Here is a 22,582-nt window from a genome sequence, read left to right on the forward strand (position 1 = left end):
CAACGCGCGCAGGCGCGCCCACCCCACCTCCGGCGGGATGCCTGTCTGACGAACGGGTCAAGGAACGAACAGACGAACGGTCGTTATTGGCGCACTTGCGTCTTGACAGACGCAAAAAGCGGCTCGGTCAGGTCAGACCGGACGCCACGGCCGCAGTTGCCCACCGCGGTAGACGATCAAATACACCGCCACCACCCAGGCGGTGGCGACCGCCCAACCGGCGAGGATGTCGGAGGGGAAATGCACGCCGAGGTAGAGGCGCGAGAAACCGACCAGGGGCACGAAGGCCGCCATGACCGCCAACACCGGCCAGCGCCAGCGCGTGTTCCAGCTCAGCAGGATCAAGGTCGCCGCGAGGGTCATCGAGCCCATCGCGTGGCCGCTGGGGAAACTGTAGTTGTGCTCGGGCGCGATCGACTCCCACAGGGACGGCCGTTCGCGGGCGAAGAATTGCTTGGCGGCGATGTTCAGCAGGGCCGAGCCGCCTAGCGCGAGCGCGGCGAAACTGCCTTCGCGGAAACGGCGGCGCGCGATCAGCGCGACCACCAGGGCGATGTCGAACGGCACCACGCCGTGCAGGTAGCCGATCCGCGAGATCAGCACGAAGAACTTGTCGTAGCCCTCGCGCGCCAGGCCGTGGGCATATTCGAGGATGGGCACGTCGAAGACGATCGCTTCCTGCTCGTGGATCTCGTCGGCCAGTTCGGCGAACCCCCACAACGGCATCAGCAGACCGATGAAGACCAGCAACAACAGCCAGCCATGGCGACGCAGCAGCGCGACGCCGAAGCGCGCTTCCTGTTGCAGGGTGTCGTCGCCTTGGCGAACGGCGACGGCCGGGTCGTCAGACGCCTGCGGAGCGGGCGCCATAATTGCGCTCGACGTAGGTGTCGATCAGGGCGACGAACTCCGTGGCGATGTTCTCGCCGCGCAGGGTCACGGTCTTGTGGCCGTCCTCGAACACCGGCGCCGACGGCGCCTCGCCCGTGCCCGGCAAGGAAATGCCGATATTGGCGTGACGCGACTCGCCCGGGCCGTTGACGATGCAGCCCATCACCGCGAGCGTGAGGTTCTCCGCGCCCGGATGGGTGATCTTCCACTCCGGCATCTTGGCGCGCACGTGTTCCTGCACCTTCTGCGCCAGTTCCTGGAAGAAGGTACTGGTAGTACGGCCGCAACCCGGGCAGGCGGTGACCATCGGCGTGAACGCGCGCAGACCCATGGTCTGCAACAGTTCCTGGGCGACGATGACTTCGTTGCTGCGGGCCTGGCCCGGCTCCGGCGTCAGCGAAATGCGGATGGTGTCGCCGATTCCTTCCTGCAGCAGCACGCCGAGCGCGGCGCTGGAGGCGACGATGCCCTTGCTGCCGATACCTGCCTCGGTCAGGCCCAGATGCAGGGCATGGTTACTGCGATTGGCGAGCTCGCGATACACCGCGATCAGTTCCTGCACGCCGCTGACCTTGGCGCTGAGGACGATGCGCTCGGACGGCAAGCCGAGTTCGACCGCGCGCGCTGCCGAATCCAACGCCGAACGGATCAGGGCCTCGCGCAGCACGCGGCCGGCGTCCCAGGGTTCGGCGCGCTCATGGTTTTCGTCCATCAGCTTCGCCGCCAGGGCCTGGTCGAGCGAGCCCCAGTTGGCGCCGATGCGCACCGGCTTGCCATGCTTGATCGCCAGCTCGATCAAGGTGGCGAACTGGCTGTCCTTCTTCTTGCCGAAGCCGACGTTGCCGGGGTTGATGCGGTACTTGGCCAAGGCCTCGGCGCAGGCCGGCTCGGCGGTCATCAGCTGATGGCCGTTGTAGTGGAAGTCGCCGATGATCGGCACTTCGATGCCCATCATCGCCAGCTTGTCGACGATGCGCGGCACCGCCGCGGCCGCCTCGACGGTGTTGACGGTCACCCGCACCATCTCCGAGCCGGCGCGCCACAGCTCGGCGACCTGCTTGGTGGTCGAGGCCACGTCGGCGGTATCGGTGTTGGTCATCGACTGCACCACCACCGGGGCGCCGCCGCCGACTTCGACACCGCCGACCTTGACCGAACGGGTCAGGCGACGCGGGAGGGGGCCAAAACCGGAATGAGCGCAGGGCAGGACGAGGTCTGAATTCATGCCCGCCATTGTAGCGCCGAGGGCCGGGCTTACGTGTCGCGCAGGTGAAGCGCGGGTCGATGAACGGCCCGACGCGGGGCTCGAAGCTGGGTCGCGACGCTGAGACCGGGGCCGCCCATCGCGATACTATCGGCGCCTGCGACTGTCGATGCCCCTTGCGGCGCCACGCCGTCGCCCCTGTCTGCCAGCCGTCTCTCCTGCCCGCCTCATGCCCCCCAGCGACCCCGATCACGTCCTTACACCGAGCCAGCTCAATACGCTGGCGCGCAACCTGCTCGAGGACACCTTCCCGCTGATCTGGGTCGAAGGCGAACTGGGCAACCTGTCGCGGCCGTCGTCCGGGCATCTGTACATGACCCTGAAGGACGCGCGCGCCCAGGTCCGCTGCGCGATGTTCAAACCCAAGAGCAGTTGGTTGAAATTCGTCCCGCGCGAAGGCCTGCGGGTGTTGGCGCGCGGCCGGCTGACCCTGTACGAAGCGCGCGGCGACTACCAGCTCGTGCTCGATCACATGGAAGAGGCCGGCGAAGGCGCATTGCGGCGCGCGTTCGAGGAGCTCAAGGCGCGGCTCAGCGCTGAAGGCCTGTTCGACAGCGAACGCAAGCGCGAACTGCCGCGCTTCGCTACCCGCATCGCGGTGATCACCTCGCCGAGCGGCGCCGCGGTCCGCGACGTGCTCAGCGTCCTGGCCCGGCGCTTCCCGTTGGTCGAGGCCGAGGTGTTGCCGGTGCCGGTGCAGGGCGATACCGCAGCGGCGCAGATCGTCGCCATGCTGCAACGGGCCCAGGCCTCGCAACGCTACGATGTGATCGTGCTGGCCCGTGGCGGCGGCTCGCTGGAGGACCTGTGGGCCTTCAACGACGAACGCCTGGTGCGCGCGATCGCCGCGTCCGACGTGCCGATCGTCTCGGCGATCGGCCACGAGACCGATTTCAGCCTCGCCGACTTCGCCGCCGACGTGCGCGCGCCGACACCCTCGGTCGCCGCCGAGCTGCTGGTACCGCAGCGCGAGGATCTGTTGCATCGTCTGCGCGTGCTGGAGGCGCGGTTGCGCAATCTGCAACTGCAGCGTTTACGCCAAGCCATGCAACGCGCCGACCGCGCCGGCTTGCGGCTTAACGCCTTGCGCCCGCAAGCGCGACTGGCGGTCTTGCGCACCCGGCAACAGGAAGCGCTGCGCCGCCTGCAACAGGCCTGGCGCCGTCAGCTCGAACGCGAGCGAGCGCGCCTGCGTCACACCGACGCCGTCCTGCGCGCGCACCAGCCGCAGCGTCGCATCGCGCGATTGCGCGAGCGCCTGAACGCCCTCGCCCATCGCCCACAAGCCGCGATCGCCCGGCGCCTGCGCAGCGACGCCCTGCGCCTGCGCGGCCTGGCGCGCTCGCTCGAAGCCTGCAGCCCGCTGGCCACCGTGGCCCGCGGCTACGCCATCGTCCAACACGAAGACGGCCGCGTCGTGCGCAGCGTGCTCGACGCCGCCCCGGGCAACCGCCTCAACGCGCGAGTCAGCGACGGCCAACTGCGCTTGGTCGTGGAAGCACCGGCCGGCGGCGACGGCGAACGCGGGTAACCGCAGCACCCGACCCAACCGCGGCCTGCGCCGTTTCTACGCAGTCTGCGGCCGGTGACGATGCGAACGGAATCATCACGGTCGCGGCTCGCGCCGCTCCTACCCTGAAGCCAAGCCGGCGGCCGGCGGCCGGTGGCCGCCATGCCGTTGCCGTTGCCGTTGCCGTTGCCGTTGCCGTAAGAGCTTGGCGCAATACCGAACTCGCGAGAACACCTGGAGACCCGGAGGGCGCCGCACAGGACGTGCGGCGTTTTCCGATAAGACAGGGACGTCTTATCGGAAAATCCCGGCGCGGGCATCGCACTCGTGGCCTGTGCCCTTGCAAGGAGAGCCCTTTTCTTTGGTTACCTTTCTTTTGGGCTTAGCAAAAGAAAGTAACCCGGCCGCGTCAGCGGACGGAAGCTCTGCTCTTGCTTGAAGAAGGACCCGAATCCTTCCCCTGTAGGAGCGGCGCAAGCCGCGACCGCACTGCGATGGTCTTGCGGCGCCTCTTTTAAGCAAGACCAGGATCAAACGCGAAAAGCTTCCGCCACTAAAGCGGCGGGTTACTTTCTTTTGTCTATAGCAACAAAAGAAAGCTAACCAAAGAAAAATGCTTTGTTTTGAATCACAAGCCCGCACGAGCGATGCATACGCGGGGATTTTTCATACGGGACATCCCTGTCCCGATGAAAAACGGCGCGCATCCCTGCGCGCCGCCCTCCGGGTCTTCGATTGCCTTCGCTAGGGCGAAGCTGCGCACAGCAACAGCACGACAGGGGCAGCAGCAACGACAGCAGGGCCACCTAGCGAACGCCTCGTAGCCAACGTCGACTACGAACCGACGTGGTCGCGGCTCACGCCGCTCCTACCCGGCGACGGTTCACGACTTCGATCACCATCGACGGCAGTGCGACCGCTGCGCATCCCTTGGTCGCGGCTCACGCCGCCCCTACAGGGGCCACCGACCAGTACGACCGCGCCTCCAATCCGTAACGCGACGCACTGTTCCGTCAACGTCCGCCTAATCATCGCCCACCGCTAACGCCGTTTGCGCGACCATCGGCGGACTCGGGCTCCGCCGCCCGATACGGAGTCCCGCATGACCAAGGCGTCCGATCTGTTCGTCGCCGCGCTCGAGGCCGAAGGCGTCGAATACGTGTTCGGCATTCCCGGCGAGGAAAATCTCGATCTGCTCGAATCCCTGCGCACCTCGACCATCCAACTGGTCCTGACCCGCCACGAGCAGGCCGCCGGCTTCATGGCCGCGACCTACGGCCGTCTCACCGGCAAGGCCGGGGTCTGCTTGTCCACCCTCGGGCCCGGCGCGACCAACCTGGTCACGGCCGCCGCCTACGCCCAGCTCGGCGCCATGCCGATGTTGATGATCACCGGGCAGAAGCCGATCAAGACCAGCAAGCAGGGCCATTTCCAGATCGTCGACGTGGTCGATACGATGCGGCCGCTGACCAAGTACACCCGCCAGATCGTCGCTGCCGACAGTATCCCGGCACGCGTGCGCGAAGCCTTCCGTCGCGCCGAGGAGGAACGCCCCGGCGCGGTGCATCTGGAACTGCCGCAGGACATCGCCGGCGATCCGACCCAGGCGCGTTTGATACCGGCCTCGTTCTCGCGACGCCCGGTCGCCGAAGACAAAGCCATCGAACGCGCCGCCGAAGCCATCGCCCAGGCCCGCCATCCGATCCTGATGATCGGCGCGGGCGCCAACCGCAAAACCACCGCCAAGACCCTGCACGCCTTCGTCGCCCAGCTCGGCATCCCCTACTTCACCACCCAGATGGGCAAGGGCGTGCTCGACGAGAACGGCCCGCTATGGCTCGGCAATGCCGCGCTGTCGGATCACGACTTCGTCCACCGCGCCATCGACGCCGCCGACTGCATCGTCAACATCGGCCACGACGTCATCGAGAAACCGCCATTCTTCATGCGCGAAGGCCGGCGCACGGTGATCCACGTCAACTACGCCAGCGCCGAGGTCGATGCGGTGTATTTTCCGCAGATCGAGGTGGTCGGCGACATCGCCCACTCGGTGTGGCGGCTGTCGGAGGCGTTGCGGCCGCAGGCGCATTGGGACTTCTCGTTCTTCGACCGTGTACGCAACGCGTTGTCGGAACAACTGCTCGAACGCAGCGACGACGACCGCTTTCCGCTGGCGCCGCAGCGCCTGGTCGCGGAACTGCGCGCCGCGCTGTCGCCGCGCGACGTGGTCTGCCTCGACAACGGCCTGTACAAGCTGTGGTTCGCGCGCAATTACCGCTGCGCCGAGCCCAACACGCTATTGCTCGACAACGCCCTGGCGACGATGGGCGCGGGCCTGCCGTCGGCGATCGCCGCGCGCATCGTCTGCCCGGACCGCAAGGTCGTCGCGGTCTGCGGCGACGGCGGTTTCATGATGAATTCGCAGGAGCTCGAGACCGCGGTGCGGCTGGGCCTGGACCTCACCGTGCTGGTGCTGCGCGACGATGCCTACGGCATGATCAAGTGGAAACAGGCCCACGAACGCTATCCGAGCTACGGCATGGACCTCGGCAACCCCGATTTCGTCGCCTATGCCCGCAGCTACGGCGCGCGCGGCCACCGCCCGGAATCCAGCGATGCGTTCGGGCCGCTGCTGCGCCAGGCCCTCGACACGCCGGGCATCGACCTGATCGAGGTGCCGATCGATTACCGCGACGACGACCGCATCCTCAACGAAGACATTCCGCGCCTCGCCGCCGCCGTGCAGTGACCCGGCGCAGCGCCCCAACACGACCCAGGAGCACGCCATGGCCCGATCGCCGAAACCGTCCGAGCGCCGCAAGGCCACCAAGCCCGCCAAGCCGGGCAAGGGACTGAAACCGAGCTACCCCTATTACCTCGCCAACCGCCCGGTCGCGGCCAATATCGCGCTGGAGGTGCTCGACAAGTACAGCGGCAAGCGCGCGACCCGGGTCGCGATGGCCGATGCCGTGGCGGTGCGCAAGGCGATCGTCGCCGCGCACAAGGCGCGCGAGGCGATGGCCGCGTTCACCCCCGACCGCCGCCGCGACGTGCTCGAACATTGCGTGCGCCGCTTCAGCGAGCGCTTCGAGGAGCTCGCGCTGGCGCTGTGCATCGAGGCCGGCAAACCCATTCGCGACGCCCGCGGCGAAGTCACCCGCCTGATCGACACCTTCCGCATCGCCGCCGGCGAGGCCACCCGCGGCGGCGGCGAGCTCATCGAGTTGCAGATCTCCGAACGCACCCGCGGTTATCGCGGCATGGTCAAGCGGGTGCCGATCGGGCCGTGCAGCTTCATCACCCCGTTCAACTTCCCGCTCAACCTGGTCGCGCACAAAGTCGCCCCGGCGATCGCCGCCGGTTGTCCCTTCGTGCTCAAGCCGGCGATCAAGACCCCGGTCGGCGCGCTGATCATCGCCGAAGTGCTCGCCGAGACCGACCTGCCCGAAGGCGCGTTCTCGGTGCTGTGCTGCTCGAACGAAGACGCCTCGCTGTTGGTCGAGGACGAGCGCATCAAACTGCTGAGCTTCACCGGCGGCCTGATCGGCTGGGACCTCAAGGCGCGTTCGGGCAAGAAGAAGGTCACCCTCGAACTCGGCGGCAACGCCGCCTGCATCGTCGACGCCGACCCGGGCGCGAGCCTGGACCATGTGGTCGAGCGGCTGGTGTTCGGCGCCTATTACCAGAGCGGCCAGAGCTGCATCAGCGTGCAGCGCATCTACGCCCATGCCGATATCTACGACAAGCTGCGCAAAAAGCTCAAGACCGCGATCTCCGGCTTGCGCATGGGCGACCCGCGCGACGAGGCGACTTTCATCGGTCCGGTCGTCGACGTCGATGCCGCCAAGCGCATCGAGTCGTGGATCGACGCCGCAGTGAAGGGCGGCGCCAAGCGCATCGTCGCCGGACCGCGCGAGGGCAACATGATCCCGGCGACCTTGCTGGAGAAGGTACCGCGCGATTCGGACCTGTACCGCAAGGAAGCGTTCGGGCCGGTCGCTTTCATCGAACCCTTCGACGATTTCGACAAGGTCCTGGCGACGGTCAACGACAGCGATTTCGGCCTGCAGGCCGGCGTGTTCACCGGCCGCCTCGACCATGCGATGAAGGCCTGGGACCGGCTCGACGTCGGCGGCGTCGTCGTCGGCGACGTGCCGAGCTTCCGTGTCGACAACATGCCCTACGGCGGCGTCAAGGATTCCGGCCTCGGCCGCGAAGGCGTGCGCTATGCGATCGAAGACATGAGCGAGCAGCGGCTGCTGGTGATACGGGACTCCGTGGCTTGAGTAAAAAGCCCCTCTCCCGCTTGCGGGAGAGGGGTTGGGGTGAGGGTCCGCCGAATGGCTCAATTGCCCTCAGCCAGCTTGCGAGCCCCTTCGCAAAAAAATTCCGCAGACTCAACCCCACCCCCATCGATGATGCGTTTGCTTCTCCAGGTCCACACACCAGGGAAGCCGCCATGCACGTCCAAGCCACGCCGCAGCCGTCGTCGAACCTCCGCCCCCTCCGCCCCCTCCGCCCCCTCACCGCGGCCTTGTTGACCGCCCTGACCCTCACGATCACCGCCTGCCAGGCGCCGGGCGAGCTGGCCCAGTCGCGCGACAAGAACGAAGGCGACGCCATCGTCGCGGAAGCCGTCGTACCGATCGATGCCGCCGCCAGCGCCGCCGCACCCGCCGTGCCGCCGGCACCGCTCGCCGAAGCCGCCAAACCGATTCGTGCCGAGGTTCGTGCCGATATTCGCGCCGGCAGTGCAACCGCGCAGCCGCGTGAGCGGGCGTTCGCAGAAGCCAAGGCGATGCCGAGCGGTAATACCGCGGCGCAGGGCACCACCCTCGACCGTGTCCAGGTCAGCGGCAGCCGCATCGGCCCGGCCCCGCGCATGCTCAAGCGCAGCCTGTCCGCGCAGATGACGGCTCCGGCCGCGCTCGCGCCGCCGGCGCCCCCGCCGCCGATGTACCAGACCAGCGTCGATACCGAAAAATACGCCGAGCGCGACGACAACCCGGTGCAACGCACCCGCGAACAACCGTTGTCGACGTTCTCCATCGACGTCGACACCGGCAGCTACGCCAATGTGCGGCGCATGCTCAGCGACGGCCAACGGCCGCCCGCCGATGCGGTGCGCGCGGAAGAATTCATCAACTACTTCGACTACGGGCATGCCGCGCCGGCCTCGCTGGCCACGCCGTTCCGGGTCAGCACCGAACTCGCGCCGGCGCCGTGGAATGCGCAGCGCCAGCTGCTGATGATCGGCATCAAGGGCTTCGACGTGCCCAAGAAAACCCTGCCGCCGGCCAACCTGGTGTTCCTGATCGACACCTCCGGCTCGATGAATTCGCCCGACAAACTGCCGCTGTTGAAAAGCTCGTTCTCGATGCTGACCAAGCAATTGCGCGCGCAGGACCGCATCTCGATCGTGGTCTACGCCGGCTCGGCCGGCCTGGTGCTGCCGCCCACACCAGGCGACCGGCAGGAAGAAATCCTGGCCGCGCTCGATCGCCTCGAAGCCGGCGGCAGCACCAACGGCGGCGATGGCATCCGCCTGGCCTATGCGATGGCCAAACAGGCTTACCTCGCCAACGGCGTCAACCGGGTGATCCTCGCCACCGACGGCGATTTCAACGTCGGCACGGTCGACAACAACGCTCTGGAAACCCTGGTCGCCGATCAGCGCAAGAGCGGCATCGCCCTGACCACGCTCGGCTTCGGCCGCGGCAATTACAACGACGAGCTGTCGGAAAAGCTCGCCGACGTCGGCGACGGCAACCATGCCTACATCGACACCCTGCAGGAAGCGCGCAAGGTGCTGGTCGAGGAAATGGGTTCGACCCTCATGACCATCGCCCGCGACGTCAAGATCCAGATCGAATTCAATCCGGCGCTGGTCGCCGAGTACCGCTTGATCGGCTACGAAAACCGCCTGCTCAAGCGCGAAGACTTCGCCAACGACAAGGTCGACGCCGGCGACATCGGCGCCGGCCACGAGGTCACCGCACTGTACGAGCTGACCCCGGTCGGCTCGACCGCGATGCGGCTGCCGGCGCTGCGTTATGCCGGCAGCGCGCCGGCCGTGCCAGCGGGCGGCGAAATCGCCAACCTGAAACTGCGCTACAAGCGCCCGGGCGAAGACCGCAGCCAGCTGATCGAAACGCCGGTCCGGCGTTCGAGCCTGCGCCTGGTCGCGAGCGAACCGATGCGCATGGCCGCCTCGGTCGCCGCCTTCGCCGACACCTTGCGCGGCGGCAGCCAGTACGACGGCTGGGGTTGGGACCAGATCATCGCCACCGCCCGCGGCCTCAAACTCGACGACCGCTGGGGCCAGCGCGCCGAATTCATCGGCCTGGTCGAACGCGCCAAGGTGCAGATCGGCGAAATCGGCCGAGTCGGGCCGGTCGTGGGCGTGGCGGTCAGCGAATGAGGGTCGAGGCCGCCTTCGCGGCGGCCGCGGCGACCAGGTCCGAACCGATCGACTCGGAGGCCAAGGGAACCGCGTCATCGGCGCCGAGTTCTTCCTCGACACCGACCTCGATCAGTTCCGATTCGTCCGACACTGCTCCGCCCGACACCGCGTTCGCCGGACCCGATTCGAACCCGCTCGAGCGATAGCTTTCGGCAAGGCTCGCCGCACTGCGGATGTGCTCGGCGGGATGGCCGAACAGATAGCCCTGGCCGTAGGTGCAACCCAGCTCACGCAACGCCGTGCGCTGGGCTTCGGTTTCCACACCTTCGCCGATGGTGTGGATGCCGAGGGTGCCGGCCAGCGCCTGGATCGCGCGCACCACCGCGACGCTTTCCGGGCGCGATTCGCCGACCAAGCCCGCGACGAAACTCTGATCGATCTTCAGACACTCGATCGGGAACCTGTGCAAGTAAGACAACGCCGAGAACCCGGTGCCGAAATCGTCCAACTGCGCCAACACCCCGTGATTGCGCAGGTTGCGCAGCATCCGCAAGGCGCGCGGCACGTCGTCGAGCAGGGCGACCTCGGTGATCTCGATGCGCAGGCGGCGCGGATCGGCGCCGGCCTCGTCGATCATCCGCAACAGGCGGTCGGCGAAGTCGCCGGAGCGGAAATGCCGCGGCGAGACGTTGACCGAGATGTAGCCATCGCCGCCGCGCGCCAGTTCGGTGACCACGCGGCCGTAGAGAATCCAATCGGCCTCCTCGATCAGGCCGCTGTCCTCGCCCAGACCGATGAACTCGCGCGGCAGCAACAGGCCGCGTTTCTCGTGGCGCCAACGCAGCAGGGCTTCGTGGCCGATCAGGCCGTGGTCGTCGAGGCGCACGATCGGCTGGTAATAAGCGATGAAGGCATCGCCATTGATGGCGCGGCGCAGATCGGCTTCCAGGTCGAGAATGCGCATCGCCTGCTCGCGCATTTCCTCGTCGAACACCGCGCAGCGGCCGCGGCCGGCGCCCTTGGCGCGGTACATCGCCGCGTCGGCGTCGCGCAGCAGCTCGATACCGTTGCGATAGCGCGGGTGCCACATGGCGATGCCGATGCTGGCCGACGGGAACACTTCGCGCCCGGCCACCCAGCACGGCTCGCCGAGGTTGCGCAGCACCCGCGAGGCCAGCTCCTCGGCGACGCCGAGTCCGTCGATGTTCTCGATCAGGATCGCGAACTCGTCGCCGCCCAGGCGCGCCACGGTGTCGTTGCTGCGCACGGTCGAGACGATGCGGCGGCTGCTTTCGACCAGCAACTCGTCGCCGGCCGAGTGGCCGACGCTGTCGTTGACCAGTTTGAACCGGTCCAGGTCGAGGAACAGCACCGCGAACGCGCGCTGCTCGCGGCGCGCGCGGGCGATCGCGTCGTCCAGGCGTTCGAGCAGCTGGCCGCGGTTCGGCAGGCCGGTCAGGGCATCGTGCAAGGCCTGGTGGGTCAGCTTTTGTTCGGCGCGCACGCGCTCGCCGATCTGGGCCAGCAGTTCGGCGTTGGTGTGGGCGAGCTCGCGGGTGCGCGAGGCGACCCGCTGTTCGAGCTCGCCGTGCGCGGTCACCAACCGGTCCTGGGCCTGCTTGCGCGCCAGGCCGATACTGATGTGATGGGCGACGAAGGTCAGCAGTTCCTGGTCGCGGGCGTTGAAGCTGATCGCGCGCGAATAGCTCTGGATGGCGATCACCCCGACCACCGAGTCGTCGCGGTACAGCGGCACGCCGAGCCAGCAATGCGCGGCCGAGCCGTGGCTGCGCACTTCGCCGCGGCTGTTGAGCTCGGCGATGCGGTGGCGGTCGGCCAGCAGCGGCCGGCCCTGGCGGATCACGTACTCGGTCAGGCCGCCGGCGAGCTGACGGCTCTCGCGGATCATGTCGCGCTCGTCGATCGAGTACGGAAACTGCAGGCGGTCGCCGTCGTCGGACAGCAGCGCGATGTAGAAATTGCGCGCGTACAGCAGCTCGCTGACCACGTCGTGGACTTGCGAGTAGAAGCGGCCGAGGGTGTCGGAGGTGATGGTCAGCTCGGCGATGCGGAACAGCGCGCGCTGCAGGCGCTCCGAACGCTGGCGCTCGATGATCTCGGCCTGCAGGTCGCGGTTGCTGAGCTGCAGGGCGTAGGTGCGCTCGGCGACGTGGCGTTCGAGCTCCTCGCGCGCGCCGAACCGGTCGAGCGCGGTCAGGATGTGCTGGGCGACGAACGACAGCAGGGCCCGGTCTTCCTCGCCGTAGCTGCCGGCGCTCTCGTAGTTCTGCACCACGATCGCGCCGCACACGCGTTCGTCGCGGCGCATCGGCACGCCGAGCCAGTCGGCGCTGTCGGGGCCGTGATATTCGTCGGGCGGCACGTCGAGCAGGTCGCGCAACGCCGCCGAACTGCCCTGCAGCGGCTCGCCGTGACGCAGCAACGCCAGAGTCAGGCTGGTCGGCATCTCGTCGCCGCGGATCACCCGCTGCGGATCGGCCACGTAGGGATCGTGGCGGTCGGCGAAATACAGGAAACGCATCGTGTCGGCGACGTCGTCGTAGAGCACGATGTAGAAATTCTCGGCATACATCAGGCCGCAGACCACACCATGGATGCGGCTGAGCAGGTCGGTCATCTCCAGGCCGGAGCCGGCCAGGTCGGCGATGCCGTACAGCGCCTGCTGCAGGCGTTCGGACTTTTCCAGAGCCTCGGCGCGGGCATGGGCGCGCACCGCCGACAGGTCGGCGGCGACGATGCGCCGCGCCATCGCCAGCCAGGCCGCCCGCAACGGCGTCGGCAAGGCCTGCGGCAGGCTGGCGACGATCGCCGCGCGGCTGCCGTCTTCGAGCCACCAGGCCGCTTCGATGCGGTCGCCGCCGCAATCGTCGGAGGCGCCGACCGCGGGCGGGTCGCGTTCGAGCAAGGCGCCGGCATCGGCGCGCAGCGGCGCCTCGACCCCGGGCGTGAACGATTCGGACAGGCGGCCATAGGCCGAACGCCAGCAGACCACCACCAGCGAGCCGACCGGCAATGCTTCCTGGAGCGCGCAGGCGAGCGCCTCGCCCGCGGACGACCTATCGCTCACCGTTGCCCCTGGTAATACGTCACTGTGCACCGCATCGCCGCCTTCTGCGCAAGGCGCAGGATAACGCGAGCTTTACAGGATCGGCAGACGGCAACCCCACCGGGGCTCCCGGACCGTTGTTCCGAACATGCAACTGGCCCTCCCATCGCCGCTATACGACGCCTCTCCCGCACGCAACCGCTTCCCGTCTGCGTCGCCAGGCCGTACCCTGCCGCGGATGAATTCCGGTGCGGACGCTAGCGATGACGTGCTGATGCTGGCCTGGACGGGCGGCGACGCCGCCGCGTTCGAGGTCCTGTATTCGCGTCACCGCGGCCCTTTGTACCGTTTCTTGCTGCGTCAGATCCGTGATTCGGCGCTCGCTGACGAGTTCTTCCAGGACGTCTGGCAGCGCGTGATCGCCGCGCGCGAGGGCTGGAAGCCCGATGCGGCGTTCAGCACCTGGCTGTTCCGGATCGCCCACAACCGCCTCAACGACTACTGGCGCGGCCTCAAGCACCGCCCGCCGGCCCCGGCCGACGGCGACGAACGCGCCGCCCGGGTCGCCGATCCGACCACGCCCGAGCGCGAACTGTCCGAATTCGAACAGCGCCGCCGCCTGCAGCGGGCGATCGAGGAATTGCCCGAGGAGCAGCGCGAAGTGGTGCTGCTGCGCCTGGAACAGGAATTGAGCCTGGAGGACATCGGCGCCATCACCGGGGCCGGCAGGGAAACGGTGAAGTCCAGACTGCGCTACGCGATGGACAAGTTGCGCGCGAGGTTGACCGAATGAACCGCCGTCACGACGCCCACGACCCGCTGTCGCCCGAGGAACGCGAGCTGGCCGAGCGCCTGCTGCGCCTGGGCCCGCACGACGGCCCCTCGCCGGCGCTGGACGCCAAGATTCTCGCCGCCGCCCACGCCGCCGTCGCCCAGACCCCGCGCAAGCGCAGCAAGACCCGCTGGCCGGCCTGGATCGGCGTGGCGGCCTCGCTGACCCTGGCGATCGGCGTGGCCTGGCAGTTGCGGCCGATGGACAAGGCGCTGGAATCGGTCGGCGAGGATCAGGCCACCGCCGCCTCGGCGAGCTCGGCCGATGCCGAGTCCGCAGCAGCTGCGGCGGCCCCGGCCGCCGCCGAAGCCTCGGACTACGCCCGCGACAGCAGCGCCGGCGCGGCCGATGCCGCGGCCGCCGCCCTGCCCGAGCCCCCGGCGCCGGCTCAGCCGCGAATGATCGCCCCGCCCCCGCCTCCGCCGCCGATGGAGGCCGCCAAGCGCAGCGACGCAGCCGCCGACGGGCTACGCGCCGACCAGCCCCGACGCGAGCAGAAGCGGGCCTCCGCGCGTGCCGTGGCGGAGCCTGTCGACGCGTTTCCCGAGTCGGCGCCCTCGGTCATGGCCGCCCCTCCGGCGCCGCCCGCTCCCGCCTCGGCCCCGGTCTATGCGCCGGCCCCAGCCGCCGCGCCCGAAGCCACCGCCAGCGATGCCGCCAAACCGCAGCTCGCCCGCGAGCGGCGCTACGAACTGCGCGAGGCCGCCCCCGCGGGCGCAACGGCCACCTCGGCGCCCAAGGCCGAGGGCAAGGCCGCCGAGGCCGACCTGCGCAGCAAGCCGGCGCCGTTGCTGGGCAATGCTGCGCGCTCGGTCGCCCCTGCCGCTGCCGTCCAGCCGGCGAAAACCCCATCGGCCGACGCTCGGACCGCACAGCCGGCGGCCGCGAACGACTCCACCACGCTCGATCGGATCGAGGTCACCGGCAGCCGGATCAAGCTCGATACCGCCGAGGAAGCGAATCTGGCCCCGACGCAGTGGCTGGAGCTGATCCGCACTTACCGCGACCGCGGCGATACCGAGCTCGCCCGCGACAGCCTGCGCCGCTTCCACCGCGCCCACCCGCAGGCGCGGGTGCCGGACGACCTGCGTGCTCTGCTGAAATGAGTCCGGGCCGCCGGCCCGGCCTCGCCGCGAGCGCCCGCCGATGACCGCCGCCACGCTCGCCGCGCGCGCCAGCCTGTCGATCGAGGTCAAGCACAGCCGCTTTCTCGCCCTCGCCGCTCCGGCGACCACGCCGGAAGCGGCGCTGGCCTTCATCGCCGAGGTCGGCGACCCGGCCGCGACTCACAACTGCTGGGCCTATCGCATCGGCGCCCAATACCGCTTCAACGACGACGGCGAACCGGCCAGCACCGCCGGGCGGCCGATCCTCGCGGCGATCGACGGCCAGGGCTACGACCAGGTCGTGGTCGTGGTGACCCGCTGGTACGGCGGCATCAAGCTCGGCGCCGGCGGCCTGGTGCGTGCCTACGGCGGCAGCGCGGCCGAGTGTCTGCGCTGCGCCGAACGCCGCGAATTGCTGCGCTACAGCGAGCTGGAGCTGGCGTTTCCGTTCGAGGACACCGGCGCGGTGCATGCCGCGTTGAGCGCCCATGGCGCCGAGAAAGACCAGGAACGCTACAGTGCCGAAGGCGTGCGCTTGCTCGTCCGCCTGCCCGAATCGCAGGTCGACGCCTTGAAAGCGCAGCTTCGCGACGCCACACGTAATCGCGTGCGCCTCGATGAACCGGGCCGCACTCCCTCCCCATGAACGCCTCCCGATGACAGATTCCAGCGCCGGCCGCCCGGTCGACTCACGCCGCGACGACCGCAAGGCCCCGATCGGCAGTCTGCGTACCCTGTGGCCGTTCGTGCGAAAGCACAGCGGTCTGTTCGTGGCCTGGCTGTTCGCCCTGGGCGCGTCGAGCGCGGCCACCTTGAGCCTGCCGGTCGCGTTCAAGACCATGATCGACCAGGGCTTCGCCCAGAGCGCCGCCGGCGGCGGCAGCAACGCGATCGACCGCGCCTTCCTGTTGCTGTTCCTGGTCGCCATCGCCCTGGCCTTCGCCACCGCGATCCGCTTCTATTTCGTTTCGATCCTGGGCGAGCGCGTGGTCGCCGACCTGCGCGAGAAGCTCTACAGCCATCTGATCGCGCTCGACGCCGGCTTCCACGACCGCACCCGCAGCGGCGAGCTGGTCTCGCGCCTCACCGCCGATGCCGAGCTGCTGCGCAGCGTGGTGGGTTCGAGCATGTCGGTAGCGCTGCGCAGCACGGTCACGGTGATCGGCAGCCTCGGCATGCTGTTCTGGACCAGCCCGCGCCTGGCGGTGTTCGCCCTGATCGGCATTCCGCTGGCGGTGCTGCCGATCGTCATCGGCGGTCGCAAGCTGCAGAAGATCTCGCGCGCCAGCCAGGACCGCGTCGCCGACGCCAACACCCTGGCCAGCGAGACCCTCGGCGCCGTGCGCACGGTCCAGGCGCATGCGCGCGAGCCCTACGAACAAGGCCGCTTCAGCGAGTCGCTGCAGATCGCGGTGAAGACCGCCCGCCAGCGCATCAGCGCCCAGGCCTGGGTCACCGCGATCGCCATCACCCTGGTGTTCGGCGCGATCACCCTGGTGCTGTGGTCGGGCGCGCACGACGTGGTCGCCGGGCGCATGAGCGCCGGCACCCTCGGCCAGTTCGTGCTGTATGCCCTGATCGGCGGCGGCTCGATCGGCGCCCTCGCCGAGGTCTGGAACGATCTCCAGCGCGCGGCCGGCGGCATGGGCCGGATCAGCGAACTGCTCAACGAATCCAGCGCGGTGCGCGCGCCGGCGCATCCGAAGCTGTTGCCGAAGCCGCTGCACGGCGAACTGGTGTTCGAGCATGTCGGCTTCCACTATCCGCTGCGTCCCGACCTGCCTGCGCTGGAGGATTTCAGCTTGCGCGTGCGTCCGGGCGAAACCGTGGCCCTGGTCGGCCCTTCCGGCGCCGGCAAGAGCACCGTGTTCTCGATCCTGCTGCGTTTCCACGACCCGCAGCAGGGTGCGGTCAAGGTCGACGGCCTGGACGTGCGCGAACTCGACCCGGCCGCCTTGCGCGAAGCCATCGCCCTGGTGCCGCAGCAACCGACCATCTTCGCCACCACCGCACGCGACAACATCCGCTACGGTCGCCTCGAAGCCGGCGACGACGACATCGACCAGGCCGTGCGCGCCGCGCATGCCGCCGATTTCATCGACGCCCTGCCCGACAAGCTGGCGACCGAACTCGGCGAACGCGGCGCACGCCTGTCCGGCGGCCAGCAACAGCGCATCGCCATCGCCCGCGCCCTGCTCAAGGACGCGCCGATCCTGCTGCTCGACGAAGCCACCAGCGCGCTGGACGCGCAGAGCGAACGCGCGGTGCAGCAAGCCTTGGAAACGCTGATGGAAGGCCGCACCACCCTGGTCATCGCTCATCGCCTGGCGACTGTGCTCAAGGCCGACCGCATCGTGGTGATGGACCGCGGCCGGATCATCGCCGAAGGCACGCATGCGCAACTGCTCGCCGAGGGAGGCCTGTACGCCGAGCTGGCGAAACTGCAGTTCCTGGATTGAGCCGGTCGGGCGAGAAGTGAGTAAAGAGAAGTGAGGAGTGAGTGCGGAGAAGTGAGAAGTGAGCGAAGGCAGATATCGCCTACGCTCATGCTCTCCTCGCTCCTCACTCCTCGCTCCTAACTACTCGTTCCCAACTCCTCGTTCCCGCTCAACTGCGCACCAAAGTCAGGCCGTACTGGCTGAGGATCGGGCCGAGCCGCTCGAACAGGCTGCTGCGCTGCGAGGCCGGAATGCCGCAGTTGTTGCCGTTGGCCTGCACGTTGCCGCCCGACATCACGCCCTGCGCCTGGCCGGCGCTGGTGATCCAGGAACCGCCCGAATCGCCGCGCCCCATGCAGGCATTGCCCTGGGTCAGGCCGCGTACCGCACCTTCGGCATAGTTGGCGGTGACGTTCTTGGCAGTGATGGTGCCGCAGCGATAACCGGTGGTGCGGCCGGAACGGCATACCGCCGCGCCGATTGCCGCCTCGGTGCTGCCGCGCACCGCCACGGTGCCGCCGCTATAGTTGCTCACCGCGCCTTGCAGCGTGTGGGTGCTGCCGACGCTGACCCAGGCACGGTCGTTACCCGGGAACACGCGAGCGGCGAAGGAGCCGACCTGCACGCCGCCGACGCGGGCGATCGCGCCGACCGTGCCGCAATGGCCGGCGGTCACGTAGCCCTTGGTGGTGCCGCGAGTGACCGAGAAGCCGACCGAACACAGCGAGGCGTTGTTGATCGAGTACTCGATGCCGCCGAGGATGGTCGCGGTGGTCTGCAAGGTGCCCGGCATTTCCTCGATGCGCACCATGCCGCTGTCGGCGCCGCTGACGGCGACGAAATCGACGCCGCGCTCGGTCGCGCCCTGGTCGACCTCGACCACGACGCTGTTGCTGGTCTGGTCGACGTACCAGCTCTGGATGCCGGTCAGCGGCTTGCTGATGCCTTTCACCCGCGTCTGCGAGCCGGCGTCGAGCAGGTCCATCGAATTCTGCAACTGCTTCAGGCTGTGACGCACGGTGCGCACTTCGACGCCGGGGATGCGCGAGGCCTTGCGTGCCCCCGAGGTCGCGGCGACGTATTTGAAGCTGCCGTCCTGGTTGCGCTCGATCCAACTGCCGGCGAAGTTGCCGCCGAGCTCGCGTTCGACCGCCGCCGCCTGGGTTTGCGCAAGGCGTTCGGTGGCCAGGTACTGGCCGAGCTGCGACGGGAACACGCCGAGGTCGCGCTGCATCGCGAATTTCAGCTCGGGACTTACCTCGTCGGCCGCCAGCGCCGCGCCGCAGGACAATGCGGCGACCGCCGTCATCATCGAGAACAAAGACGCACGCGCCAGGCCGGCGCGCTTGCCGGATTTCGATACGGACATGTTGGAGAACTCCTTAGGGATGGAATCTGACATGGCTCGGATGAGGCCGTGACGACCTCGTGTCGCCGTCGCCTGAACGGCGGACCGCCGTCGGCAAAACAGCCGCGCGATGCGCATCGGGACGACGGGAGCAGACAGATAAGAAGATGCCGGGCGCACGCGCAAGCCGCCGGCGAGGCGCCGTCACACCGCTATTCCGAGATGCGTCACAGGAATGCGTATGCGTCGCTCAGACTGAACGAACGAACCCGCATCCGGCCACGATGCGTGGCCGAATGGAACGTGTCGATAGGCGCAAGGCCCGGCGGGCGCGCCGCCGCTCCGATCCCGCGAAGCGCATACGTTCATAGGGCGACTGATGCAAAAGCTGCGCCGCATGAACTCCATCAGGCATCGGCGATAACGCTCGCGAATCGGACTTCGGGGCTGCGCTCAGTTCGCGCGCTTGGCTTCACCGATCAGCCAAACCGTGAACAGGCACAGTGCGATGAGGCCTGCGCCGCGCCCGAGCCAGAACAGTGCGAAAGAAAAATCCGAGCCATGCGCCGGCGGCGGCACCGCGGCCAACGCAAGCAACGCCAGCGCCTGGGATTTACGTGAACCACGCATGGTTGCACCTCCCGCTGCGGCCTGAATGGCCGCGTCACCCGACCTTACACCCATCCACGCTAGGGTGGGATGACGTCGCAACAACAGGTATCCGTCGGCCCCGTATTCATGCGGGGCTGGCCAGCGCCGCGGTTCGCGCCCATGATGAAACCGTATTCCAACCTCAACGGCGACTCCGGCGTCCGTGCCTATCTGCCCGGACCGGACGCAATCGCGATCGAGTTCGTCGACGGTTCGGTCTATCTCTACACCGTCGACAGCGCCGGCGCCGCGGCCATCGCCACGATGCGCAGGCTCGCCGAAAACGGCCGCGGATTGAGCGCCTACATCAGCCAGCAGGTCCGCGAGGCCTATGCGGAAAAGCTGCGCTGAAATACCAAAAGCGGATTGCATCAAGAGCGCGCTGGAGCGTCTCAGGGATCGATCCGGATCGGCGTGCCGTTCGGAACCAGGCTCCAGACTTCCTCGATCTGCACGTCGCTCAGTGCGATGCAACCATCGGTCCAGTCGCGCCGGTATCCGGGCGGCGTGCCGCCGTGGATCATGATGTCGCCGCCCGGATCGACGCCGCGCGCACGCGCCTGCTTGCGATCGGCATCATTCGGATAGGACACGCGCAACGACAGATGGAAGCGGCTGTTGGGATTGCGCCCGCTGATGCGGTAAGCGCCTTCTGGCGTACGCTCGTCGCCCTGCTGGCGCTTGTGTCCGCTCGGCGCATCGCCGAGCAGGATCGAATAAGTGCGGATGAGCTTGCCGTCGCGCAGCAAACGCATGCGCCGGTCCGACTTGTCGACGACGATGCTGTCGGCGCGTTGCGCCGCCGGCGCCATCGCCGGCGGCGTGCGTGCCCAGGCCGGTGTGCAAAGCATCGCGGAGACGAACAGAACGATGCGCATCGCCCTCATGCCGGCAGCACCCGCTGCAGCACGAGATCGAAGTCCAAGCCCTCCGGCAAGGTGCCGAAAGCCAGGCCATGCTGCCCGCCGAGCCGGCTCGCGCAGAATGCCGGCGCCAGCGGGCTGCCGGCACGCAACAGCGTGGCCGCCTGCAGGCCCAGGGCGAGGCGCTCGGTCCAAACCCGCGCCTGTGCCTCGACCACCGGCGTTTGCCCGCTCAGGACCGCGCGCAAGGCGTCGAGTTGCGCGTCGAACGCGGCGTCGCGGCCCGCGGCCGATTCGAGCTCGGCCAACAGGGCCGCAGCGGTCTGCGGCTCGCGTGCGAGCGCACGCAGCACGTCGAGGCACTGGATGTTGCCGCTCCCCTCCCAGATCGAATTCAACGGCGCCTGTCGATACAGGCGCGGCAGGATGGACTCCTCCACATAGCCGGCGCCGCCCAGGCATTCCTGGGCCTCGTTGACGAAGGCCGGCGCGCGTTTGCAGATCCAGTACTTGCCGATCGCCGTGGCGATGCGCGCGAACGCCTGCTCGCCGGCATCGCCGCCGGCACGGTCGACCGCGCCGGCGACCCGGATCGCGAACTGGATCGCGGCCTCGGCTTCGAGCGCGAGGTCGGCCAGCACGTTGCGCATCAGCGCGTGATCGAGCAGCGGCTTGCCGAAGCTGCGCCGATGGCGCGCGTGGTGCATCGCCTGCGCCAAGGCCATGCGCATTTCTCCGGCCGAACCGAGCATGCAGTCCAGGCGGGTCAGCATCACCATCTCGATGATCGTCGCCACGCCGCGGCCTTCATCGCCGATGCGTTGCGCCCAGGCGCCCTGGAATTCGACCTCGGACGATGCATTCGACCAATCGCCGAGCTTGTCCTTGAGCCGCATCAACCGCAGCGCGTTCTTGCCGCCGTGCGGATGCCAGCGCGGCATCAGGAAACAACTCAGCCCGCCCGGCGCCTGCGCCAGCACCAGGAAGCCGTCCGACATCGGCGCCGAGAAAAACCATTTGTGACCGACGAGTTCGTACTCGTCGCCGGACACCGGCGTGGCGACGGTCTGGTTGGCGCGCACGTCGGAACCGCCCTGCTTCTCGGTCATGCCCATGCCGAGGGTGAGGCCGGCCTTGTCGCCGAAGCCGACATCGCGCCCGTCGTAGCTCGGTGCGGCCGCCTTGCGCGCCCATTCGGCCAGAGCGGGAGCATGGCGCAACACCGGTGCGGCGGCATGGGTCATGGTCAGCGGGCAGCTGCTGCCGGGTTCGACCTGATGATGCAGATAACTCAGCGCCGCGCGCGCGACGTGCGAGCCTGGACGCGGATCGTGCCAGGACAGACCGGCCACGCCGTGTTCGATCGCGGCACGCATGATGGCGTGGTAGTTCGGATGGAACTCGACCAGGTCGATGCGATGGCCCTGGGCATCGTGGCTGCGCAGGCGCGGCTTGTCGCGATGCGCGTCGAAGCTGAGACGGTAGATTTCGTCGCCGGCGAGCGCACCATAACGCGCCAGCGCCTCGGCATGGCTGTCGCCGCTTTCGCGGCTCACCGCTTCGCGCAGGGCGACGTCGTCGCGCCACAGATCGCGCGGGGCGAACGGCGGCGGCTGATTCTCGACCCGATGGGTCGCGAACGGGGGCAGCGTGTCCATGGCGGCGACTCTCCGTTGGGTTTGTCTCGATTCTAGTGGTGTCTGGCCGGTGTGGGGACCTGCGCAATCGCGCAGGTGTTGCAGCGCCTGGGCCTTCGGCCTTCGGCGCTCGGCGCTCAGGGTAGGAGCGGCGCAGGCCGCGACCGCCGGGCTCCAAGCTGCGCGGCCCGTTACCTCGGCACCGTAGCTCCCAGTGTTGCTATTGCTCTTGCCGTTGCCGTTGCCGTTGCCGTTGCCGTTGCCGTTGCCGTTGCCGTGCGCAGCCTCGCACTAGCGAAGGCAACAGAAGACCCGGAGGGCGGCCCGCAGGGATGCGGGCCGTTTTTCATCGGGACAGGGATGTCCCGTATGAAAAATCACCGCGTATGCACCGCTCGTGCGGGCTGGTGATTCAAAGAAAAGCAACTTCTTTGGTTAGGCGGTTTCTAAGCTTAAGTGCATCACCCACCGAAGGGTTCTGCACATGGGCCACCACTACACCCACCTGAGTCCCGAAGAGCGCGGCGCCATCATGGCCTGGGTCCGCCAAGGTCTCAGCGCCCGACAAATCG

Annotated in this window: 17 protein-coding genes; 10 read left to right on the plus strand and 7 right to left on the minus strand. The window is 68.3% G+C overall.

Annotated features, from left to right (window positions below; genetic code table 11):
* Positions 1-132: 132 nt before the first annotated feature.
* Both ACTOWK_RS19410 and ispG read right to left on the minus strand, forming a co-directional pair.
* Positions 133-870: a phosphatase PAP2 family protein gene (locus tag ACTOWK_RS19410; protein ID WP_441331736.1), complete on the minus strand. Its 738-nt coding sequence runs from the start codon at positions 868-870 to the stop codon at positions 133-135.
* The gene (ispG, locus tag ACTOWK_RS19415) at positions 845-2,116 is read right to left on the minus strand and encodes a flavodoxin-dependent (E)-4-hydroxy-3-methylbut-2-enyl-diphosphate synthase (RefSeq protein ID WP_441331737.1); all 1,272 of its coding nucleotides are present in this window, start codon (positions 2,114-2,116) and stop codon (positions 845-847) included. The genes ACTOWK_RS19410 and ispG overlap by 26 nt, the downstream gene beginning before the upstream one ends.
* Positions 2,117-2,324: 208 nt before the next feature.
* Between ispG and xseA the strand changes: the two genes are divergently transcribed.
* From xseA to ACTOWK_RS19435, 4 genes are all read left to right on the plus strand, one after another.
* A complete protein-coding gene (xseA, locus tag ACTOWK_RS19420; RefSeq protein WP_441331738.1) occupies positions 2,325-3,686 on the plus strand; it encodes an exodeoxyribonuclease VII large subunit in 1,362 nt (453 codons plus the stop codon).
* 1,081 nt (positions 3,687-4,767) lie between these two features.
* Positions 4,768-6,414: an acetolactate synthase large subunit gene (locus tag ACTOWK_RS19425; protein ID WP_441331739.1), complete on the plus strand. Its 1,647-nt coding sequence runs from the start codon at positions 4,768-4,770 to the stop codon at positions 6,412-6,414.
* Between the two features lie 37 nt (positions 6,415-6,451).
* Positions 6,452-7,951: an aldehyde dehydrogenase family protein gene (locus tag ACTOWK_RS19430; protein ID WP_441331740.1), complete on the plus strand. Its 1,500-nt coding sequence runs from the start codon at positions 6,452-6,454 to the stop codon at positions 7,949-7,951.
* Positions 7,952-8,547: 596 nt separating this feature from the next.
* Complete coding sequence (locus tag ACTOWK_RS19435) at positions 8,548-10,086, plus strand: vWA domain-containing protein (protein WP_441331750.1); 1,539 nt, start codon at positions 8,548-8,550, stop codon at positions 10,084-10,086.
* Here ACTOWK_RS19435 and ACTOWK_RS19440 read toward each other — a convergent pair.
* Complete coding sequence (locus ACTOWK_RS19440) at positions 10,076-13,156, minus strand: EAL domain-containing protein (RefSeq protein ID WP_441331741.1); 3,081 nt, start codon at positions 13,154-13,156, stop codon at positions 10,076-10,078. The two genes, ACTOWK_RS19435 and ACTOWK_RS19440, sit on opposite strands and share 11 nt — an antisense overlap.
* Before the next feature lie 217 nt (positions 13,157-13,373).
* Here ACTOWK_RS19440 and ACTOWK_RS19445 point away from each other — a divergent pair, with 217 nt between their 5' ends.
* The 4 genes from ACTOWK_RS19445 to ACTOWK_RS19460 are packed head-to-tail and all read left to right on the plus strand — an operon-like array spanning position 13,374 to position 17,532.
* Complete coding sequence (locus tag ACTOWK_RS19445) at positions 13,374-13,928, plus strand: RNA polymerase sigma factor (protein WP_036149572.1); 555 nt, start codon at positions 13,374-13,376, stop codon at positions 13,926-13,928.
* Positions 13,925-15,073, plus strand: coding sequence for a hypothetical protein (locus ACTOWK_RS19450; protein WP_441331742.1), 1,149 nt, complete (start codon positions 13,925-13,927; stop codon positions 15,071-15,073). The genes ACTOWK_RS19445 and ACTOWK_RS19450 overlap by 4 nt, the downstream gene beginning before the upstream one ends.
* Positions 15,074-15,113: 40 nt before the next feature.
* On the plus strand, positions 15,114-15,719 hold the full coding sequence (locus ACTOWK_RS19455; RefSeq protein ID WP_441331743.1) for an IMPACT family protein: 606 nt from the start codon (positions 15,114-15,116) through the stop codon (positions 15,717-15,719).
* Between the two features lie 10 nt (positions 15,720-15,729).
* Positions 15,730-17,532, plus strand: a complete 1,803-nt coding sequence (locus ACTOWK_RS19460) for an ABC transporter transmembrane domain-containing protein (RefSeq protein WP_441331744.1) — start codon at positions 15,730-15,732, stop codon at positions 17,530-17,532.
* Positions 17,533-17,680: 148 nt separating this feature from the next.
* On the opposite strand, the gene ACTOWK_RS19465 is transcribed toward ACTOWK_RS19460, so the two are convergent.
* Both ACTOWK_RS19465 and ACTOWK_RS19470 read right to left on the minus strand, forming a co-directional pair.
* Entirely contained in the window at positions 17,681-18,880 is a 1,200-nt protein-coding gene (locus tag ACTOWK_RS19465) for a S1 family peptidase (RefSeq protein WP_441331745.1), read from the minus strand.
* A gap of 432 nt (positions 18,881-19,312) precedes the next feature.
* A complete protein-coding gene (locus ACTOWK_RS19470) occupies positions 19,313-19,489 on the minus strand; it encodes a hypothetical protein (protein ID WP_441331746.1) in 177 nt (58 codons plus the stop codon).
* Between the two features lie 144 nt (positions 19,490-19,633).
* Here ACTOWK_RS19470 and ACTOWK_RS19475 point away from each other — a divergent pair, with 144 nt between their 5' ends.
* Complete coding sequence (locus tag ACTOWK_RS19475) at positions 19,634-19,861, plus strand: hypothetical protein (RefSeq protein ID WP_441331751.1); 228 nt, start codon at positions 19,634-19,636, stop codon at positions 19,859-19,861.
* A gap of 41 nt (positions 19,862-19,902) precedes the next feature.
* Here the strand turns inward: ACTOWK_RS19475 and ACTOWK_RS19480 are convergent, their stop codons facing one another.
* Together ACTOWK_RS19480 and ACTOWK_RS19485 are read right to left on the minus strand one after the other, a co-directional pair.
* Positions 19,903-20,388 carry a L,D-transpeptidase family protein gene (locus ACTOWK_RS19480; RefSeq protein WP_441331747.1) on the minus strand — a complete coding sequence of 162 codons (486 nt, stop codon included), beginning with the start codon at positions 20,386-20,388 and terminating at the stop codon, positions 19,903-19,905.
* 5 nt (positions 20,389-20,393) lie between these two features.
* Entirely contained in the window at positions 20,394-22,031 is a 1,638-nt protein-coding gene (locus ACTOWK_RS19485; RefSeq protein ID WP_441331748.1) for an acyl-CoA dehydrogenase family protein, read from the minus strand.
* A 463-nt stretch (positions 22,032-22,494) separates the two neighbouring features.
* On the opposite strand from ACTOWK_RS19485, the gene ACTOWK_RS19490 reads away from it, so the two are divergent.
* On the plus strand, positions 22,495-22,582 hold an 88-nt coding region (locus tag ACTOWK_RS19490), incomplete at its 3' end, for a helix-turn-helix domain-containing protein (RefSeq protein ID WP_441331752.1).

This window comes from Lysobacter sp. CA196, from assembly GCF_052078695.1.
Taxonomy (GTDB): domain Bacteria; phylum Pseudomonadota; class Gammaproteobacteria; order Xanthomonadales; family Xanthomonadaceae; genus Lysobacter.

What these genes read in the sequence shown, in the direction of transcription:
- ACTOWK_RS19410 (WP_441331736.1), bottom strand. Translation starts at nt 870, where the DNA reads ATGGCGCCCGCTCCGCAGGCGTCTGACGACCCGGCCGTCGCCGTTCGC.
- ispG (WP_441331737.1), bottom strand. Translation starts at nt 2,116, where the DNA reads ATGAATTCAGACCTCGTCCTGCCCTGCGCTCATTCCGGTTTTGGCCCC.
- xseA (WP_441331738.1), top strand. Translation starts at nt 2,325, where the DNA reads ATGCCCCCCAGCGACCCCGATCACGTCCTTACACCGAGCCAGCTCAAT.
- ACTOWK_RS19425 (WP_441331739.1), top strand. Translation starts at nt 4,768, where the DNA reads ATGACCAAGGCGTCCGATCTGTTCGTCGCCGCGCTCGAGGCCGAAGGC.
- ACTOWK_RS19430 (WP_441331740.1), top strand. Translation starts at nt 6,452, where the DNA reads ATGGCCCGATCGCCGAAACCGTCCGAGCGCCGCAAGGCCACCAAGCCC.
- ACTOWK_RS19435 (WP_441331750.1), top strand. Translation starts at nt 8,548, where the DNA reads ATGCTCAAGCGCAGCCTGTCCGCGCAGATGACGGCTCCGGCCGCGCTC.
- ACTOWK_RS19445 (WP_036149572.1), top strand. Translation starts at nt 13,374, where the DNA reads ATGAATTCCGGTGCGGACGCTAGCGATGACGTGCTGATGCTGGCCTGG.
- ACTOWK_RS19450 (WP_441331742.1), top strand. Translation starts at nt 13,925, where the DNA reads ATGAACCGCCGTCACGACGCCCACGACCCGCTGTCGCCCGAGGAACGC.
- ACTOWK_RS19455 (WP_441331743.1), top strand. Translation starts at nt 15,114, where the DNA reads ATGACCGCCGCCACGCTCGCCGCGCGCGCCAGCCTGTCGATCGAGGTC.
- ACTOWK_RS19460 (WP_441331744.1), top strand. Translation starts at nt 15,730, where the DNA reads ATGACAGATTCCAGCGCCGGCCGCCCGGTCGACTCACGCCGCGACGAC.
- ACTOWK_RS19465 (WP_441331745.1), bottom strand. Translation starts at nt 18,880, where the DNA reads ATGTCCGTATCGAAATCCGGCAAGCGCGCCGGCCTGGCGCGTGCGTCT.
- ACTOWK_RS19470 (WP_441331746.1), bottom strand. Translation starts at nt 19,489, where the DNA reads ATGCGTGGTTCACGTAAATCCCAGGCGCTGGCGTTGCTTGCGTTGGCC.
- ACTOWK_RS19475 (WP_441331751.1), top strand. Translation starts at nt 19,634, where the DNA reads ATGAAACCGTATTCCAACCTCAACGGCGACTCCGGCGTCCGTGCCTAT.
- ACTOWK_RS19480 (WP_441331747.1), bottom strand. Translation starts at nt 20,388, where the DNA reads ATGCGCATCGTTCTGTTCGTCTCCGCGATGCTTTGCACACCGGCCTGG.
- ACTOWK_RS19485 (WP_441331748.1), bottom strand. Translation starts at nt 22,031, where the DNA reads ATGGACACGCTGCCCCCGTTCGCGACCCATCGGGTCGAGAATCAGCCG.